At 44.0% G+C, this 16,515-nt stretch carries 17 protein-coding genes; 14 read left to right on the top strand and 3 right to left on the bottom strand.

Annotated features, from left to right (window positions below):
* Positions 1-11: 11 nt before the first annotated feature.
* The 3 genes from NST40_RS24985 (at position 12) to NST40_RS24975 (ending at position 3,893) form a co-directional block, all read left to right on the top strand.
* The gene (locus tag NST40_RS24985) at positions 12-1,178 is read left to right on the top strand and encodes a GGDEF domain-containing protein (protein WP_076221057.1); all 1,167 of its coding nucleotides are present in this window, start codon (positions 12-14) and stop codon (positions 1,176-1,178) included.
* Between the two features lie 18 nt (positions 1,179-1,196).
* On the top strand, positions 1,197-2,369 hold the full coding sequence (locus NST40_RS24980; protein ID WP_143761943.1) for a GGDEF domain-containing protein: 1,173 nt from the start codon (positions 1,197-1,199) through the stop codon (positions 2,367-2,369).
* Positions 2,370-2,705: 336 nt separating this feature from the next.
* Positions 2,706-3,893, top strand: coding sequence for a glycosyltransferase (locus tag NST40_RS24975; RefSeq protein WP_342410093.1), 1,188 nt, complete (start codon positions 2,706-2,708; stop codon positions 3,891-3,893).
* A gap of 92 nt (positions 3,894-3,985) precedes the next feature.
* Here NST40_RS24975 and NST40_RS24970 read toward each other — a convergent pair whose 3' ends face one another.
* Positions 3,986-4,972 (bottom strand): diaminopimelate dehydrogenase, encoded by a 987-nt coding sequence (locus NST40_RS24970; protein ID WP_342410922.1) that lies wholly within the window; start codon positions 4,970-4,972, stop codon positions 3,986-3,988.
* A 216-nt stretch (positions 4,973-5,188) separates the two neighbouring features.
* Between NST40_RS24970 and NST40_RS24965 the strand changes: the two genes are divergently transcribed.
* The 9 genes from NST40_RS24965 to minD all read left to right on the top strand — a co-directional run bounded on the left by NST40_RS24965 (position 5,189) and on the right by minD (position 12,302).
* The gene (locus NST40_RS24965) at positions 5,189-6,427 is read left to right on the top strand and encodes an SPOR domain-containing protein (RefSeq protein WP_076194477.1); all 1,239 of its coding nucleotides are present in this window, start codon (positions 5,189-5,191) and stop codon (positions 6,425-6,427) included.
* Between the two features lie 200 nt (positions 6,428-6,627).
* Complete coding sequence (locus tag NST40_RS24960; protein WP_036685144.1) at positions 6,628-6,873, top strand: DUF4321 domain-containing protein; 246 nt, start codon at positions 6,628-6,630, stop codon at positions 6,871-6,873.
* A 34-nt stretch (positions 6,874-6,907) separates the two neighbouring features.
* Positions 6,908-7,504, top strand: a complete 597-nt coding sequence (locus NST40_RS24955; RefSeq protein WP_076186081.1) for a Maf family protein — start codon at positions 6,908-6,910, stop codon at positions 7,502-7,504.
* A gap of 25 nt (positions 7,505-7,529) precedes the next feature.
* Positions 7,530-8,219 (top strand): DNA repair protein RadC, encoded by a 690-nt coding sequence (gene radC, locus NST40_RS24950; protein WP_342410092.1) that lies wholly within the window; start codon positions 7,530-7,532, stop codon positions 8,217-8,219.
* Between the two features lie 38 nt (positions 8,220-8,257).
* The gene (locus NST40_RS24945) at positions 8,258-9,292 is read left to right on the top strand and encodes a rod shape-determining protein (protein ID WP_036685150.1); all 1,035 of its coding nucleotides are present in this window, start codon (positions 8,258-8,260) and stop codon (positions 9,290-9,292) included.
* Between the two features lie 62 nt (positions 9,293-9,354).
* Positions 9,355-10,233 carry a rod shape-determining protein MreC gene (gene mreC, locus NST40_RS24940; protein ID WP_076303227.1) on the top strand — a complete coding sequence of 293 codons (879 nt, stop codon included), beginning with the start codon at positions 9,355-9,357 and terminating at the stop codon, positions 10,231-10,233.
* A complete protein-coding gene (gene mreD / locus NST40_RS24935; protein WP_080742577.1) occupies positions 10,233-10,763 on the top strand; it encodes a rod shape-determining protein MreD in 531 nt (176 codons plus the stop codon). Before mreC ends, mreD begins: the two co-directional genes overlap by 1 nt.
* Positions 10,764-10,842: 79 nt before the next feature.
* The gene (gene minC / locus NST40_RS24930; protein WP_036685154.1) at positions 10,843-11,502 is read left to right on the top strand and encodes a septum site-determining protein MinC; all 660 of its coding nucleotides are present in this window, start codon (positions 10,843-10,845) and stop codon (positions 11,500-11,502) included.
* 5 nt (positions 11,503-11,507) lie between these two features.
* Complete coding sequence (minD, locus tag NST40_RS24925; RefSeq protein ID WP_076277488.1) at positions 11,508-12,302, top strand: septum site-determining protein MinD; 795 nt, start codon at positions 11,508-11,510, stop codon at positions 12,300-12,302.
* A gap of 1,013 nt (positions 12,303-13,315) precedes the next feature.
* Here minD and NST40_RS24920 read toward each other — a convergent pair.
* Positions 13,316-13,840, bottom strand: a complete 525-nt coding sequence (locus tag NST40_RS24920; RefSeq protein WP_076277486.1) for a hypothetical protein — start codon at positions 13,838-13,840, stop codon at positions 13,316-13,318.
* Between the two features lie 175 nt (positions 13,841-14,015).
* Positions 14,016-14,438 (bottom strand): transposase, encoded by a 423-nt coding sequence (locus tag NST40_RS24915; RefSeq protein ID WP_076277485.1) that lies wholly within the window; start codon positions 14,436-14,438, stop codon positions 14,016-14,018.
* 342 nt (positions 14,439-14,780) lie between these two features.
* On the opposite strand from NST40_RS24915, the gene NST40_RS24910 reads away from it, so the two are divergent.
* Both NST40_RS24910 and NST40_RS24905 read left to right on the top strand, forming a co-directional pair.
* Complete coding sequence (locus tag NST40_RS24910; protein WP_076277484.1) at positions 14,781-15,677, top strand: M23 family metallopeptidase; 897 nt, start codon at positions 14,781-14,783, stop codon at positions 15,675-15,677.
* Positions 15,670-16,512: a M50 family metallopeptidase gene (locus tag NST40_RS24905; RefSeq protein WP_036685160.1), complete on the top strand. Its 843-nt coding sequence runs from the start codon at positions 15,670-15,672 to the stop codon at positions 16,510-16,512. Before NST40_RS24910 ends, NST40_RS24905 begins: the two co-directional genes overlap by 8 nt.
* Positions 16,513-16,515: the final 3 nt, after the last annotated feature.

Genomic DNA, 16,515 nt, shown 5'->3' with positions numbered 1-16,515 from the left:
GGTGGTGACTCATGGACTCCCAGCTTGATATCAAAACGTTAGTGTATTTATTTATTTTTGGAAATCTATTTATATTGCTGCTGATAACCAATTACCGGAGGAGCGCTCCTAAAGACAGGGCATCCACCTTATTCATACGCTCAAAGGCGGTGCAGCTGCTCTTCTGGTGTTCATTATTATTATGGGGTCATATCCCCCGCGCTTTATCCATTCCACTTAGCAACGCTTTGATTCTTTTAGGCTGCTGTCTGGAGATTATTGCTTTATTGCTGATGATGGGAATCCTTGGTCAGCGGATAAAGTTGTATTACATAACGCTTTCCATACTTAGTTCGATTACTTTTAGTATTGTAGCGATCTTCTTTCATCATTCCAGCTGGCGCATAGCCTGTACCTCATTATGGTCGATACTGTTTATTGTCTATCCAGCTTACCACCTCACGGTGAACCCCAAAGGCACCCCTCTTCAGAAGATACTCGGAATATTGTTTTACGCTTTTGCAGGGATTATGCTGCTCCGCGCGATTGTTGCATTGATCTGGGAGCCAGAGATGAACGTGTTCACAACTAATCTTTCGCAGTATTTATATTACCTGGGGATGTATTTATTGTTGATTGTGGGAGCCGCAGGCTTTATTCTACTTTCTAACGAGCATTCCTTTGTAAAACTGAAACGAATCGCTAGCTACGATGATCTGACTGGAATCCTTAACCGTGGAGCATTTCTTGAGGAAGCTGAGGTACGGCTTGAGAAGGCAGTTGCTGAGCAAGAGTACTTTTCGTTTATGCTGCTGGATTTGGATCATTTCAAAGAAATCAATGATACATACGGCCATGATACCGGCGATGTGGTTCTGGAAGAATTCGCATTGACGATTAAGGACAACCTCGAAAACAGCGATTTATTCGGCAGGCTTGGCGGCGAGGAATTTGCAGTTATCCTTTGCGGGCTGGATGAAGCTAGCTGTGACCGGAAAGCTGAAGTGTTACGAAAGGCAGTAATGAAGACACCTCCACAAAAACTCTTACAAGGCTATACAGTTAGTATAGGTGTAATTACAATCATGCCGGATCAGGAGATCTGGATAAATAAGTTGTACAAGCTGAGTGATAAAGCGTTATACCAAGCCAAACAAGAAGGAAGAAACCGAGTGGTCAGATACAATTATATTTATTGAGCTTGGAGAATACAGGGGGTGAAATTCACTAACATGCATCTGGATCTCAAGACACTGCTGGTCTGCCTCTTTATGTGGCAATCCTTTACGGTATTGCTTATTGTCGTCTATCGTTTGCGTTACGCGCAGGAACGGACTTCTACCTTCTTTGTCACGGCAAAATATTTGCAGCTGGCAGCTTTAATTCTCCTTTTGCTGAATGATTTCACAGACTCACGACTTCCCATTCCTATCAGTATGCTGCTTGCTCTAGCTGGAGGTACGCTGGAAAGCTTAGCGCTTCTGATGCTTCTCAGAGTTTTTGGGAGTAGGATTGAACGATATTATACGATCCTGTTCGGAGTATCCATTGTCATCATAGTGCTACTGCATTTAATTATGCCAGATGAGCGGTTCGTTATGGCTGCAACTTGTCTATTTGGGATTATGATCATAGCTTTGCCTGCTTACATATTAGCTGTGAAGATTAGAGAAACCTCTCTCCAGCGAACCATAGGATTGTTGTACTTTGTTGTAATTTTAGCGCTGGTTAGCAAGGGACTTGAACCGTTTTATTTGATGTTAGGATGGAATGCTCAGACCTCTCACTGGCTGCAGATATTTTTTTATCTGGGGATTTATTTGCTTATGTTCTTAGGAACTGCAGGCATCATGCTGCTTTATAGGGAGGATTCCTTTACAGAATTGGAACGGGTGGCCACTTATGATGTGTTGACAGGTATTTTGAATCGCAGATCCTTTGTACAGCGCGCCCGGCCTTTAATAGCTGCCTCAGCAATGAAGAAGCTGCCGTATTCTTTTTTACTGCTGGATGTGGATCACTTTAAACGCATAAACGATACCTACGGCCACAATACCGGCGACCACGTTCTAAAGGATCTGGCTCATAAAATAAAACAGCAGCTTGGCAATGGTGATCTGTTCGGAAGATTCGGTGGTGAGGAGTTCACTGTGCTGCTGCATAGAGCCGATGAACAAAACAGTGATATGATTGCAGAGCGGATGCGCACAGCCGTTACAGGGGCGGTCATTCATGGTGTACCCTTGCATTACACGATAAGTGTTGGCATCATCACGGTGGATTCAGGTGAACGATACTCATTGAACACTCTTTACAAACTTAGTGACACTGCATTGTATCAGGCTAAGAAAAAGGGCCGGAACTGTGTAGTTAGAAGCTACGACATCTAAAGTGTCTTCCATTCGACAATAAGCGAGGGAGACGCTTTTTTTGTATGCAAAGAGGCGTAGTACATATTACCTAACGTTTCAAACTCTATAAATTGAGCAATTCATGATTATGTATGCCGTGAAAAAGGGGTTTTGAGTCTATTTTTCAGAAAAGGCGGCGTTTTATAAGGGGAAATCGTGATGGATTTCTGGAAACTCAGAAAAAAACTTAAAAAATTTTAGACTTCTCCTATAAATCGACAAAACTTTTAAGTGAAATGAGTTACTATTGAACTGCATCTAAAGTTTCAGTTAGTAGATGGGGGTTTTTATTACAAAATACAAGGAGCCAGAGTCATGCGAGAAAGAATGCTGTTCCTATCAGCCCAGAATCAAACCGCAGAGGATCTAGAAGGAGAAATGAGAACAGGGAGTATTCTCGAGATTTTGCTTGGGAAATTTGATATAGATTTGCTGACGTACGGTAGTGCCAATCAAACCGTGTCTATAAAGGAGCGGACGGCACTTACGGTTCATAACATTAATGAAGATTATACGACCTGGAGGCCAATGCTGCGCCCCTTACATAAATTGCGGAATTTCTCAAATTTAAGTCATATAGATAAAGATATGAAAAACACTATTTTGGAGCTTTGCCGTTCAAATAATTATAAGCATGTATTTATATCGCATGTCCTACTGGGAAAATGTATTGATATGGTGCGGAACCTGCTTCCAGAAGCCAGTGTGATCACAGATACCTTTAGTTTTGCAAACGGAAGCGGAGGATCTGCCGGAGAGACTGGGAAGTTAAGCAGGAATAATCCGTATAATAAACTCAATGCTGCATGGGATCGTAGGAATAAACGGCGATTAATGAATAAAACGGGTCTACTTTTAGCAACCTCGGAATGGGATGCACTAGCGTTCAAATCTCTATCATTTGCTGATGCCCGTAAGGTTCATGTTGTCCCTCACTTCATCAAGATGAATGAGTATGAGACTTTTGCAGAGCCTGTGACTAAAGAAAATTTAATTGTGCTGCACTGGAATATGAATATGAGACTGGGAATAGATGCAGCCCGAGTATTCTTTAAAAAAACCTATCCCATGATTAAGGAGCAAGTGCCCGATATCAAAAGTTATATTATCAGCTCAGAGGTTCACCCGGAGGTCATGACTTTGATTAAGGAAGATGAATCGGTCATAGTCACTGGACCAGTTAATTCCTCCGCTGAATACATACGACGTTCTAAAGCTGTTTTGGTGCCTATCCTTGAAGGCTGCGAAGTTTCTAGAAATATACTGGAATCCTGGGCGCTCAAAACGCCGGTGGTTACTAGCTCTATCATGTGTGAGAAGCTGAATTGTGAGCATAACCGAAATATTTTGTTGGCTAATACCTCGGTTGAGATTGTTGGAAGTGTATTGAATTTACTGAAAAATCCTGAGCTTGGCGCCATTATTGCGGATCGTGCGCATGAGACTTTGTTGAAAAATTACGAAATGAATCATGTTAAGAGTAAGATTCTTAGTCTTGTATAGAGGGTTGTCAGACATGAGGCTTGCTGCTCTGGACAACAAATAACCCGCGAGGACCCTTAAAAGTCCTACGCGGGTTATTTGTCGACAGGATTTTAGAGTAAGTTGCGGCGCAGTTCTTCTGGTGATTTCGGAGACAACATCCCAAGTGGAATATCGAATACAGTACGCGCTCCGCTTTGACCTTCTTGACTCATACGCTGAGCAGCTCTGGCATAAGCCACAAGCACACTAGCTGTAAATTCAGGATTGCTCTCCAGCTTCAGGCCAAATTCAACAATTTGTTTCGTGCCTTCTCCTGTTACCCCACTGCGAATAACAAACCCGCCGTGCGGAATACCGCTATGCTGAGCTGCCAGTTCTTCTTCAGTGATGAAAGTAACTGTAGTATCATAATCTGCAAAATAGTTCGGCATATTCACAATTTCTTCGCGAATGCGCTCTTGATCTGCACCTGCCTCAGCTACTACAAAACACTCTCTAAGATGTTTTTCACGAGTAGTAAGTTCTGGTGTTTCACCCGCACGGATGGCCTCGATAACCTCTTGTACTGGAACAGTATACTGTACGCCGCCTTTAACGCCTTCTACTCTGCGAATGGCATCAGAGTGACCTTGGCTGACGCCTTTACCCCAGAAAGTATATTCTTTACCTTGTGGAAGAATAGCTTCAGCTAGCAGACGGTTCATGGAGAACAGGCCTGGATCCCAGCCCGTAGAAATTACGCTGAGTGTTCCGCCTTGTTTAGCTGCGGCATCAACGGTCGCAAAGAACTCAGGGATTTTGGCATGAGTGTCAAAGCTGTCCACGGTATTAAACATCCGGGCAATAGCTGGTGTCTGTTCTGGCAGATCGGTAGCCGATCCTCCGCACAGAATCATAACATCTACTTTTCCCTTATATTGTTCGACGGCAGAGATATGCTCGAATTTCACACCGGTTTCACCGGCTTCTAGTTGTCCAGGCTCTCTGCGCGTAAAGATCGCAACCAGCTCGATATCTTCACTTTGGTTAATAGCCTTACGTACACCATTTCCTAAATTACCGTAGCCCACAATTGCTGCTTGAATTTTTTGTTTCAGAAAAAGCCCTCCTAAACTGTAATGAACTAAAATCCTATTTCTAGCTTAACTAGTATAGTGCACACTTTTAGCTCTTTTTATATAGTATATAAAAGTTACATGTAATGTAAACTGAATCCGTATAACTTTCATTATTCATTTGGCTATAAAAATAGCATATCTCTCTATTGTCTATCATATATTTCCATATAGATTAGATGAGGTGAGGTGTTACTGTTGAATAACGGAAGAATGACATTCCGATTTGACGTGAATAAGGACGAGCCTAAGCCAAAACCGCAGGTAGTGGAGCGCTGGTCCAGTGGCGGACTGGGTACAGCTGAAGAATATGCAGAGGAGCTGCGCAAGGAGGTCGGTCCAGCACAGCAGCATACTTGGGTGCAAGAACCTGATCTACGTTCTACGCGTGAGGCACCGCCGGAGGATGCTTACGACTATTACTCAGGAACTGTAGATCCACGCCAGCAAGAATGGGACGAACAGGATAGAGATTTCAGAAATACGCAGCAATCGTATCTGCTCTCAGATTTGGTACTAGATGACAGAGATAAATCAGCAGAGGTTTACACGGGAGGTTATGGGGGCTCATATCATACTCGTCGCCCATCGTATTGGTGGAAATTATCCCTGTCTGTGGTGGGGGCCATCGGCACAGGTCTACTGCTTGGGTATGCGGCGCTTTCCTTTTTTTATGGAGGAAACATGGATAGTAGTTCAGGAACCGGGATAACAGATACATTGGCTACTTCAGGGCAGACTTCCGGAGCTAATGATCCAGCAGGTGTAGGAACCTCGGGATTGCCGGTTACGGGCACAGATGATGCTGGCAAAAACAGTATTCCTGTTCAAGTGGCTGCGCAAAGCTACTACCTGCTGCAGTATGGCGTATTCAGTACGCCGGCAGGCGCGGAACAAGCTAGACAAGAGCTGTTGGACGCTGGCTTGGCTGCGGGCTTGGACCCTGCTGACGGAAATCGTGTATATGCCGGAATGTCCTCTGACCGTGAACAAGCTAAGCTGCTCAGCAGTGGACTGAAGAATCAAGGGATTGAGCTTTATGTAAGAGAGGTGGATCTTCCCGGAGTGGAACGATTAGGATTTGCCGGAAATGCGGAGGCTGTGAATAGTTATTTTGCGGTGAGTGGACAGTTGCTCAGTGAACTAAGCAGTCAATCCGCTTCTTTACTCAGTGGCGGACAAACGGATGCGGCAGCTAATACCTCAGCTGTGAGTGATCTTCATCTCCAATGGAGTGAAGCTGTTAAAGCTCTGGAGCAAGGCATAACGCCTGAAGCCAAAAGCATTTGCGCAGCGCTAGAAAAATCTATGAGCCAAGGAATTTCAGCACTGAGTGAATATAACAAGAACAAGGCGCAAGCCCTGCTTTGGGAAGTGCAGGAATCCATGCTGAGCTTCTTGACCAGCCAAAAACAGCTGCTGTCTGCTATGAATTGAATGCTTGGATTTGCGGATTCAAAATAACAGCAAGTCTCCGGGGAGTTGGGGGCTTGTTGTTTTTTTCGGAGAGGGGTATCGTTCCGCAACTTTTAGGGCAAAAGGTGGTAAACATTACCGTAGGGGATTTTACGTTTGTATTGATCACCGTTTCACCGTATAATAATTAGGGTGTCAAAAAATGGCGAGGGAAGACTGAGATGAAGAAGAAAAATGTAGGAACACTGCTGTTATTTCTAATTCTAGGCTGGCTGGCTGGAGCCTGGATCGCCAAGCTGCTGCAGCCCGTAAAGGCTCTGTCTTTTCTAACAACATCGACTGTGCTCAAATGGTCTCCGCGAGCCGATTTAGACATCATAACCTATGACATCACTATTCATTTGAAATTGTGCATGCTTAGTCTCGCCGGTATTATTACAGCTGTATGGCTGTACCGCAGACTGTAACTCTCGTTACTGAGCAAGAAGGGACGTTTACAACGTGGACAACTCACCACTCATTATTCTAGCCTCAGGTTCACCGCGTCGACGTGAGCTGTTATCCTTACTGGGTTTACCCTTTGAGGTCATTACCAGCGAAGCTGATGAGAGCACACCGCCGGATTGGACGCCGGAGAGAATCGTGCGCAGTCTAGCTTTGCGAAAAGCAGAAGCCGTAGTAGCTACAGCCGGAGAGCGTAACGCAGTCATTATAGGAAGCGACACAATTGTTGTACTAGATAATACTGTGCTAGGCAAACCGGTGGACAAGCTGGACAGCAAAGCGATGCTTACCAGACTTCAGGGCCGAACTCATAAGGTATACACGGGTGTAGCCTGCCTCGGACTCCCGAATGGGAAGACTATAGTGGAGCACCGTGTTACTTCCGTAACGATGAGGGCAATGACTGAAGAGGAAATTGCTGCTTATATAGCTACGGGAGAGCCCGCTGATAAGGCTGGCTCTTATGCGATACAAGGGCTTGGGTCCATTTTGGTGGAACGAATTGAAGGCTGTTATTTCAATGTAGTCGGATTGCCTTTGTCGCTTCTTGGCGAAATGCTATCCGAGTTCGGTATAACTGTATTGAGCCGGTAGGAAGCCTGGGGAAAGAGGGATAGGGATGGAGTCGCAACCAATTATGCTGCGGGACCTCCCCCATGAAGAACGACCTAGAGAGCGCATGATGCATTATGGGGCGGAATCATTAAGTCAAGCGGAGTTGTTAGCCATTCTGCTGCGTACGGGAACACGCCGCGAGTCGGCTATTCATATTGCACAGCAGATGCTGGGGAAGATCGGTGGCCTGCGTGGGCTAGTTGACCTTAGCATCGAAGAACTGACCAAAATCAACGGTATCGGTCCTGCCAAGGCCGTACAACTAAAAGCAGGCATCGAACTGGGAAGGCGCCTTGCGAATTCCAGGTTCAATATGCCGGTCATTATCCGCTGTCCTGGGGACGCTGCTGAGATTCTGACTGAGCAATTGCGTTATTTGCAAAAGGAGCATTTTGTCTGTCTGTTTCTGAACACGAAGAATCATGTGATTGGACAAGAAACATTGTCCATGGGCAGCCTGAATGCTTCGATCGTTAATCCTCGTGAGGTATTCAGAGCAGCTATAAAATGCAGTAGCGCCTCTATTATATGCGCGCACAATCATCCTAGTGGTGATCCAACACCTAGTCCAGAAGATATTTCCCTAACCGCTAGATTGCTTCAGGCAGGTGAGATTATCGGAATAGATGTGCTGGACCATCTAATTATCGGAGATAGCAGTTTCGTAAGCTTGAAAGAAAAAGGACATATGTAATATAAATGTAGATTTACTTAGGAAAAGGAGAAATTAGCATGTTGGGTGGTTTCACAAAAGATTTAGGAATTGACTTGGGGACAGCGAATACGCTTGTCTACGTACGCGGTAAGGGTGTTGTTGTAAGAGAGCCTTCCGTTGTAGCCATTAACACTGATACTAAGACGATTGAAGCTGTGGGTGAATCCGCCAAAAAAATGATCGGTCGTACACCTGGAAATATCCGTGCGATCCGTCCGATGAAAGATGGCGTTATCGCTGATTTTGATACAACGGCTACGATGATTAAATATTTTATTCGTCAAGCACAGAAACAGCGTTCTATGTTCCAGCGTCACCCTAATGTAATGGTCTGCGTGCCATCTGGCATTACTGCTGTAGAGCAACGTGCGGTAGAAGATGCTACCAAACAAGCTGGCGCTCGTGAAGCTTACATTATCGAAGAGCCTTTTGCTGCTGCTATCGGCGCGGATCTGCCAGTATGGGAGCCTACAGGTAGTATGGTTGTAGATATCGGTGGAGGTACAACTGAAGTTGCTGTAATCTCGCTCGGCGGTATTGTTACTAGCCGTTCAGTGCGTGTTGCAGGTGATGAAGCGGATGAGTCCATCATTCAATACATCAAACGTCAATACAATCTGATGATCGGTGAACGTACTTCGGAACAGCTCAAAATGGATGTTGGCTCTGCCCTTCCTCTTGAAAAGGCTGAAACCATGGAAATTCGCGGCCGTGATCTCGTAACAGGTCTGCCAAAAACACTTACAATTACTTCTGATGAAATCTGTGAAGCTTTGTCTGACACAGTGAATGCTATTATTGAAGCTGTTAAAGTAACGTTGGAAAAATGTCCGCCAGAGCTTGCAGCAGATATTATGGATCGTGGAATTGTTTTGACAGGTGGGGGAGCTTTGCTTCGCAACTTGGATAAGCTGCTTGCACGTGAGACGGGAATGCCGGTTATTGTTGCTGAGAATCCACTGGACTGTGTAGCTATTGGAACCGGTAAGGCACTTGAGAACATTCATTTGTTCAAGAGCCGCAGCGGATCCAGTCTTCGTTCGAAGAGATAAGATGATGTTCTACCACTTGTGTAAGTCAACCCCTGTTATGGGAGAAATACTGTTGTTAGAGGGTGTTGAAACTGTTTAAACTCTTAAGCAATAAACGTCTGTTTATTCTGTTGATTACACTGGTGCTGTTCATTGTGGTAATGGGCTTCAGCTTGGCAACAAGGAAAGGCTTGTCCTGGCCGGAGAACTTTCTCAGAGATTCGACTGGTTTCGTGCAAAAAATGTTCTACAAGCCCGCTGGATATGTAGCGGGCTTGTTTGAAGATATTGGAAATCTGAGTGATCTTGCTAAAGAAAATGAACAGCTTAAAATTATGGCTGCCCAGTATGCACGTGATAAAGCCCAGTATAATTTCGTCAAGGCAGAAAATGAATCATTGAAGGAGAAATTGGACTTCACTAATGCCCAGAAAGAATTGTATAAATATGAATATCGTATTGCGCAGGTAGTTAGCCAGACTACAGAGCCAAGCAATAGTACGATTGTTATCGATTTGGGCTCCAAAGATGGGGTTAGACCTAATATGTCCGTGATTTCCGTCGATGGTATGGTAGGGGTTATTAGTCAGGTGAGCAATTTCACCTCCACGGTGAAGCTGATGACAATGATGGATACCAATGATCCTAATTCCCAGCCGCCTATTGCGGCAACTGCCTTAAATAAAGAGGGTAAGTCCTTTGGGATGATTGAGAGTTATAATCCAGAGACGAACAGACTGCTGATGACTAAGATTCCACCGGGTGATCCTATTGCGGCGGAGGATACTATTCTGTCTTCCGGTATTGGAGGGTTGTATCCAAGGGGATTGACAATAGGCACAGTTGAAAGCGTCGATGTTGGTGAATTTGGATTAACCTCCACAGCAGTGATTAAGCCTTCAGCAGAATTTCAGGACTGGAAGCAGTTGATTGTTGTGTTTACGGAGGAGCGTGCTGAATAGTGAATATGCGCAGATCAGTTCTTGTTCTGTTACTGTTCCTCTTATTTATTGTGGAGGGAACCATCTTACCTTGGCTGATTCCAGATGTGTGGCAGATGCGAATCATTCCGAATTTGGTTTTTGTTGTGTTATTGTTCGTGACTATATATCATCATCGGCATACAGCACTTATATTGGGATTATGTTTTGGAATGCTGCATGATGTCGTTTTTTACGGCAGAATTCTTGGAGCACACTCTTTTGCGATGGGATTGTCGGCTTATTTAATCGGCCTTTTATTTCAGATTCCACGTGCTCCGCTGCCCCTTATGATGACTGTGGTTCTGCTTGGAAGTCTACTTGAGGATAGTATACTATTTGGTATCTATAGTGTATTTAATCTTAATCAAGAACCTTATAGCTGGGCGATTTTGAATCACATGCTGCCGACGATGCTTTTTCATTTTGCCATCGGGCTACTCTTCTACATACCGGTTCGGCGCCAGCTTGAGCTAATCAAGAAAGAAACGAATAAGGAAGAAGCGGCTTAAAGAGCTTCTATTTTCTTTCTATACAAAGCAGGAATTTAAGGGGCCCGGCACGAATGAATGAGGATAGGGGGCCAGGCATATGACAGTAAAATCCAAGCATGTAAGGATTAAGGGCATCAAGGATGGCCTGATATTCCTGCTAGACGACAAATGTCCCTTTGAAGATCTTCTGAGCGAGCTTCGCTATAAGCTGGAGCACAGCCATCAAAATATTTTAACTGGACCGATTGTACATGTGGACATAAAGCTGGGCAATCGTACCGTAACTGAGGAAGACAAGGAAGCTGTGCTGGAGATTCTTAAGGGACAGGGAAATCTGTTGATTCGATCTATAGAGGCGCTTCCAGCGCCCGGCAGTGAGGATAATGACGCATTGTTTCTGATGAGCGGAATTCTACGTTCCGGTCAGGTGCTGCACCATAACGGAAATCTTCTATATCTGGGGGATGTGAACCCTGGGGGGACCATAACCTGTTCAGGCGATATTTATATACTAGGTTCGCTAAGAGGGATGGCGCATGCTGGAGTAGACGGGAATGAGGAAGCAATTATAGCTGCTTCTTTAATGTCTCCAACGCAGCTGCGAATTGCCGATATTATTAGTCGTCCGCCCGATGAATGGGAAACCCGAGAAAGCAGTATGGAATTTGCATATTTAACAAACGGAGCTATGCAGATCGATAAGATTCATAATTTGGTCAAATTACGTCAGGATTTAAATGTGTTTAAAGGGGTGTAGCCTCCATGGGAGAAGCGATAGTCGTAACCTCGGGCAAAGGCGGAGTTGGCAAAACAACCACAACAGCCAACATTGGAACCGCACTTGCACTGCAGGGCAAAAAAGTATGTCTCGTCGATACCGACATTGGACTGCGTAATCTGGATGTAGTTATGGGGCTTGAGAATCGTATTATTTATGATCTTGTGGATGTAGCGGAAGGACGTTGCCGCCTTAATCAAGCGCTAGTTAAAGACAAGCGCTTTGATGAATTGTATATGCTGCCTGCAGCTCAAACAAAGGATAAAACGGCTGTCTCTCCTGAACAAGTAAGAGATATCATTCTTGAACTAAAGAAGGAATATGAGTATGTTCTGATCGATTGTCCGGCAGGAATCGAGCACGGCTTCCGCAATGCGATTGCCGGTGCGGATAAAGCGATTGTGGTTACCACACCAGAGCATGCCGCTGTGCGGGATGCCGATCGTATAATCGGACTATTAGAACAGTCGAGTGTGGAATCGCCGAAATTGGTGGTAAACCGTATTCGCCCAGGTCTTGTGAAGTCTGGGGATATGCTTGATATTGAGGATATATTACAGGTGCTGAACATTGATCTTATCGGAATTGTTCCGGATGATGAATTAGTCATTAAAGCCGCAAATAACGGAGAACCTACAGTTATGAATCCCGATTCTTCAGCTGCTATTGCCTATCGCAATATTGCACGCCGAATTTTAGGTGATGCTGTACCCCTGATGCAGCTTGACCGCAAACCGGGAGCATTTAAGAAACTTAAGAAATTTTTCGGCATGGTCTAGTCTTAAGTCTAGCGATTTTACTATAAAAACATAATTGATCCCATCCATAGAGAAATCTACGGGTGGGATTTTTTGTATTATAATAGGCAATGATACAATGCAAAGAATTGTGGCTAATGGTACATAAATAAATTGAGAAGACCTTCCCTATGGAAAAACGAAAGAAGAAGAGTTACCGTGAACGGATGATAGAGAGCTACGTGTCAGACCCGAGATGCGTCCATACTGTAAGCACGAATGTTGCTTGTGTTTGGTATGCAGAATATGGACGAGTTCATTATTATGACGAGAAGCAAGAATATAAAAACCAAAAGAAATTGGGAATACGAAGGAATGAAAAAAGAGGAAGGTCAAAAGAGGGAATAGGATAAGGAAAAGGAACTGTCCCTATGGAGTCCATAGGAGGAAGATATGGAGCCTGAAGAATGGGTAGATTATGTCTGTGTGGAATGAGGGATGGTAGATCTTGTACCCGAATTTATAGTGGCAAAGTGCTCATATGAGCTGGAAGCCGGAGAATTTCTAGAGTTTTTCTGTCCAGCTTGTAACGGAACCTTTGTGAATAAGCTTACTAGCCAGCAGACAAATGACCGCTGGCTAGTAAGCTTATTCATCCGTAGGGTGGTTTTGTTCTGTGATTGCGTCAATAACATCACCTATCTTTATCCAGCCATAATCCTCTTCGAGTTGAGATTTATTTACCTCAAATGTCGGCCCACCTTAAGCACCATGCCTCACACCTTAACATCCTACACTGGATCAAACAGTACAAGCGTTACCTGCTTCCGCTCCTACAGCGAGTACTGTCAGTAGAAAAATAAAGGGTTAGACTCGATGCTATGTTCCACGCGAGTATCCCAATTGTCATACTGTCATACTTTATAAAATATGTTTTTTACTTCCCCTAGCAAATTAAACAGCGACAGCAAAGGACGAGAAAATAAAGTCCTAGACTGTCGCTGTTTAATTGGATTTCGGTAAATGCTCCAAAATAAAATTATTACATTTAGTTATTATTGGTAGTTTCTAATATATCCTTTTGCTGTATGAGTCTCTGCATATACTTTAATTTTATACTGCCAACCTAAATTCATATAAAAGTCAAGTGATTCTGAGCCCTCGCCTGCATCTAATAAAATACCACTGTCTCCTGGATCATTTATACCCATATTCGTCCATACTCCATTACCTGTATTGTAGTAAATAAATAAACTAGCCTTACCAGCTGATTCAAGTGTAATTTTTCCATACTGGCCAGCTCCATTAATGGGATTTGATAATGTATAGGTAACAGGAGCTACAACAACACTCGTAGATTCTCCTGCTACAAAAGGTGCAATAGAGTCAATCGAAGAAGAGCTTGTGTTAGCACTAGATTCATTCGCAGGAAACGTAGCTTCCCCCGCTACAAAAGGTGCAATAGAGTCAAACGAAGATGGGCTTGCGTTAGTACTAGATTCATTCGCAGCAAACGTTGGAACTGCACTTACTAAAGAAATAGCAGCCGTTAAAAGAAATAAACTAGAGATTTTTTTCATAAGATGTTTTTCCTCCAAATATATATTTTTTGTACTTAATTACCATATCAAATACTGATATAGAAGTAAATGTTTAATAAGTAAAATGATCCCTTTTTCCTACAGGATATTTATCCAAAAGGAATCATGTCGATTTTTGTCTTGTTTTTCAATCATGATAGTTCAGTTCGCCACATTATGGGATGGCAGATATTCCGGAATTCCATTTATTCCAGAGCAGGCCAAGCTGAACCTGCCGCTCCAGTGGAAGATTAAACATGCGCAAATACTGCACAGATTCCCAAAAGGTCAGTTGAGTAAAGATAGGCATGTTGGGATGAATTTCATCAAAAATGTATTTCTGGAGCACATAGACGGCAAGGACCACAAATAATTGACTATATACCGCATTTTCTGTCGTTCCAAATAGATAAGGCACATTCAGATGCTGTTTAATCCACCGGAAAAAGACTTCAATTTGCCAGCGTGTCTTATAATTCTTAGCGATAACGTGAGGGGCAGCTTTTCTCACATCGGTCACAACCCGCACAATTTCACTCCGGTTATTTTCAAATTCAACGACCCGATGCCGATGTCGCTTTGCGATCGATTCCGCCACGTTCAGAGGTATAGCTGGTCATGAAACAAGGTGCCATGCAACTTAATGCCCTCTGATTTTTTTGTATGGGGCCCAAGGCACTCGGGAGTTTGCCGCTGTGACCGTAGTCGAGTCAATCAGTAGAAGATCTCTGGGAAGATTCAGATGACGCCAGGTTTGACGGTTACATATTTTTCCTTAACAATGTGAGCTTAAGGAACAGTCTTATATATCTCGCTTAAAAGCTTAGCTCATTCTAGTACTTTCCGGTATTTATATGGCCTACCTTGGAGGGGCTTGTTCTAAAGAGACTTCCGTGCTTCATAAAATGGAAGTAAAACAAGCCCGTCCGGAGGGATAAATATGGATCAGAAATCAGATATCAAGAATCGCCGCAAGGAGCGTATTCGTAGTTTATTGGAGGAACTCCCGGAAGTCTCAGCAGTCTCAGGAGTTTCGGAAGTCCCGGAACTAAAAATAGCGGAGGCTCCCCCTTTATTTATTATGCCGGATAAGAGTACGAGCTTTAAGGAATGGGGAACAGGATTTAAAAATGCGGATCAATCCTCTGTAGAGCCCGATCCAGAGGTGATGTGGAAAAAGAGTCGTGGAGGCTGGGAGGATAACGGCGGTGGAGGCTCAAATTTTACTGCCGGTTTTATTCGGCGCTTTGTTGCTAGTGTTCTTGTGTTTGGAGCAGTGTGGGGGATTTTTGCGGTACATCAGCCATGGTCCTATAAGATGCAAGCTTTTATTAGTGATGCGTTAAGCAATGACATGGATTTCACGGCTGTGAGAGTCTGGTATGAGGAGAACTTTAACGGAGCTCCAGCGTTCATTCCGATATTTGGGGATAAAGATGAGCCTGCTCAAAAAGTGGCCGCTCATCATCAACTCACTGCCCCGATAGCTGGGAGCATTGTCCAGCCTTTTGCATCTACGCTAAAAGGGGTGGAAATTATGCCTCAAATCGATTCAACCTTAAATGTGACGGTGAAAAGTATAGACATGGGACGTATTCTCTCCATCTCTAAAGAGCTGGAAGGGGGCATTCGAATTGCTGTTCAGCATTCAGGCGGTGTCACTGCAGAATACGGACATTTGAGCGGCACCAAGCTGGAGGTTGATGACTGGGTGCAGAGCGGGGATTCACTCGGTTGGATGATGGAGAAGGACGTATCCTCAGCTTCAACACTATTTTTCGCAGTGATGAAAGACAAGACTTATATTGATCCTACAGAAGTGGTATCGTTTGATTAGGATCTTTGGTATCGAACTGTCACTACATCCACTGTTCGTGATCATTATGTTATTCTCCGTGGTCACGGGACAATTTCTAGAGCTGCTCACCTTATTTACGATTGTCTTCATTCATGAAATGGGACATGTCGTTGCGGCTCTTTTGGCTGGTGTTACAGTTAAGTCGGTTCAGCTTCTTCCGTTTGGCGGAGTGGCTGTTATTGAAGATCATGGGCGGCTTACAGCCAGTCGTGAGATCGGAATAGCCCTTGCCGGTCCACTGCAAAATGGAATTATGATCGTTATTGCTTTTGGACTTCAACAAGCCGGTTATGGCAATCAGGAATTTCTGACCTATTTTATTCATGCCAATGCCATTATTGGGCTTTTTAATCTAGTGCCAGTGCTGCCGCTTGACGGAGGTAAAGTGCTTCAGGCCACTATTAGTTTAGTACTTCCTTATTACTACACTTTGTTATGGACTGGACGGGTGAGTGTAGCCGCAAGTGTCCTTGTGATTATATATGCGCTGCTGCCTCTTGGAGCGGGTGGAGGCCTTAGGCTGAATATGGTCATGATCGGAGCTTTTCTGCTGTATTCGAATTTCACCGACCATCGTAATTTACCGTACCGGTTTGTTGCTTTTTTGATGAATCGGGAGGCTGTTTATGAGTATCATTTGCGAACAGGAAGCGTAGCTCGTCCAATAGTTGCATTATCTGCGAAACCTTTAGATGATATATTGCGTCTATTTAAACGTAATCAATATCATTTTATCTATGTGTTAAACGGTAAAGGAAATGTTGTTGCTGTTGTGCCGGAACAGCGCTTAATATCAACCTACTTCGGAATATAGTGT

It is taken from the genome of Paenibacillus sp. FSL R10-2778 (assembly GCF_038593035.1).
Classification (GTDB): Bacteria; Bacillota; Bacilli; order Paenibacillales; family Paenibacillaceae; genus Paenibacillus_AQ; species Paenibacillus_AQ odorifer.
The sequence above is the reverse complement of the archived record's forward strand: the minus strand, read 5'-3'. Positions and strand labels throughout refer to the sequence as shown.

What these genes read in the sequence shown, in the direction of transcription:
- NST40_RS24985 (WP_076221057.1), top strand. Translation starts at nt 12, where the DNA reads ATGGACTCCCAGCTTGATATCAAAACGTTAGTGTATTTATTTATTTTT.
- NST40_RS24975 (WP_342410093.1), top strand. Translation starts at nt 2,706, where the DNA reads ATGCGAGAAAGAATGCTGTTCCTATCAGCCCAGAATCAAACCGCAGAG.
- NST40_RS24960 (WP_036685144.1), top strand. Translation starts at nt 6,628, where the DNA reads ATGAAGAAGAAAAATGTAGGAACACTGCTGTTATTTCTAATTCTAGGC.
- radC (WP_342410092.1), top strand. Translation starts at nt 7,530, where the DNA reads ATGGAGTCGCAACCAATTATGCTGCGGGACCTCCCCCATGAAGAACGA.
- NST40_RS24945 (WP_036685150.1), top strand. Translation starts at nt 8,258, where the DNA reads ATGTTGGGTGGTTTCACAAAAGATTTAGGAATTGACTTGGGGACAGCG.
- minC (WP_036685154.1), top strand. Translation starts at nt 10,843, where the DNA reads ATGACAGTAAAATCCAAGCATGTAAGGATTAAGGGCATCAAGGATGGC.
- minD (WP_076277488.1), top strand. Translation starts at nt 11,508, where the DNA reads ATGGGAGAAGCGATAGTCGTAACCTCGGGCAAAGGCGGAGTTGGCAAA.
- NST40_RS24920 (WP_076277486.1), bottom strand. Translation starts at nt 13,840, where the DNA reads ATGAAAAAAATCTCTAGTTTATTTCTTTTAACGGCTGCTATTTCTTTA.
- NST40_RS24910 (WP_076277484.1), top strand. Translation starts at nt 14,781, where the DNA reads ATGGATCAGAAATCAGATATCAAGAATCGCCGCAAGGAGCGTATTCGT.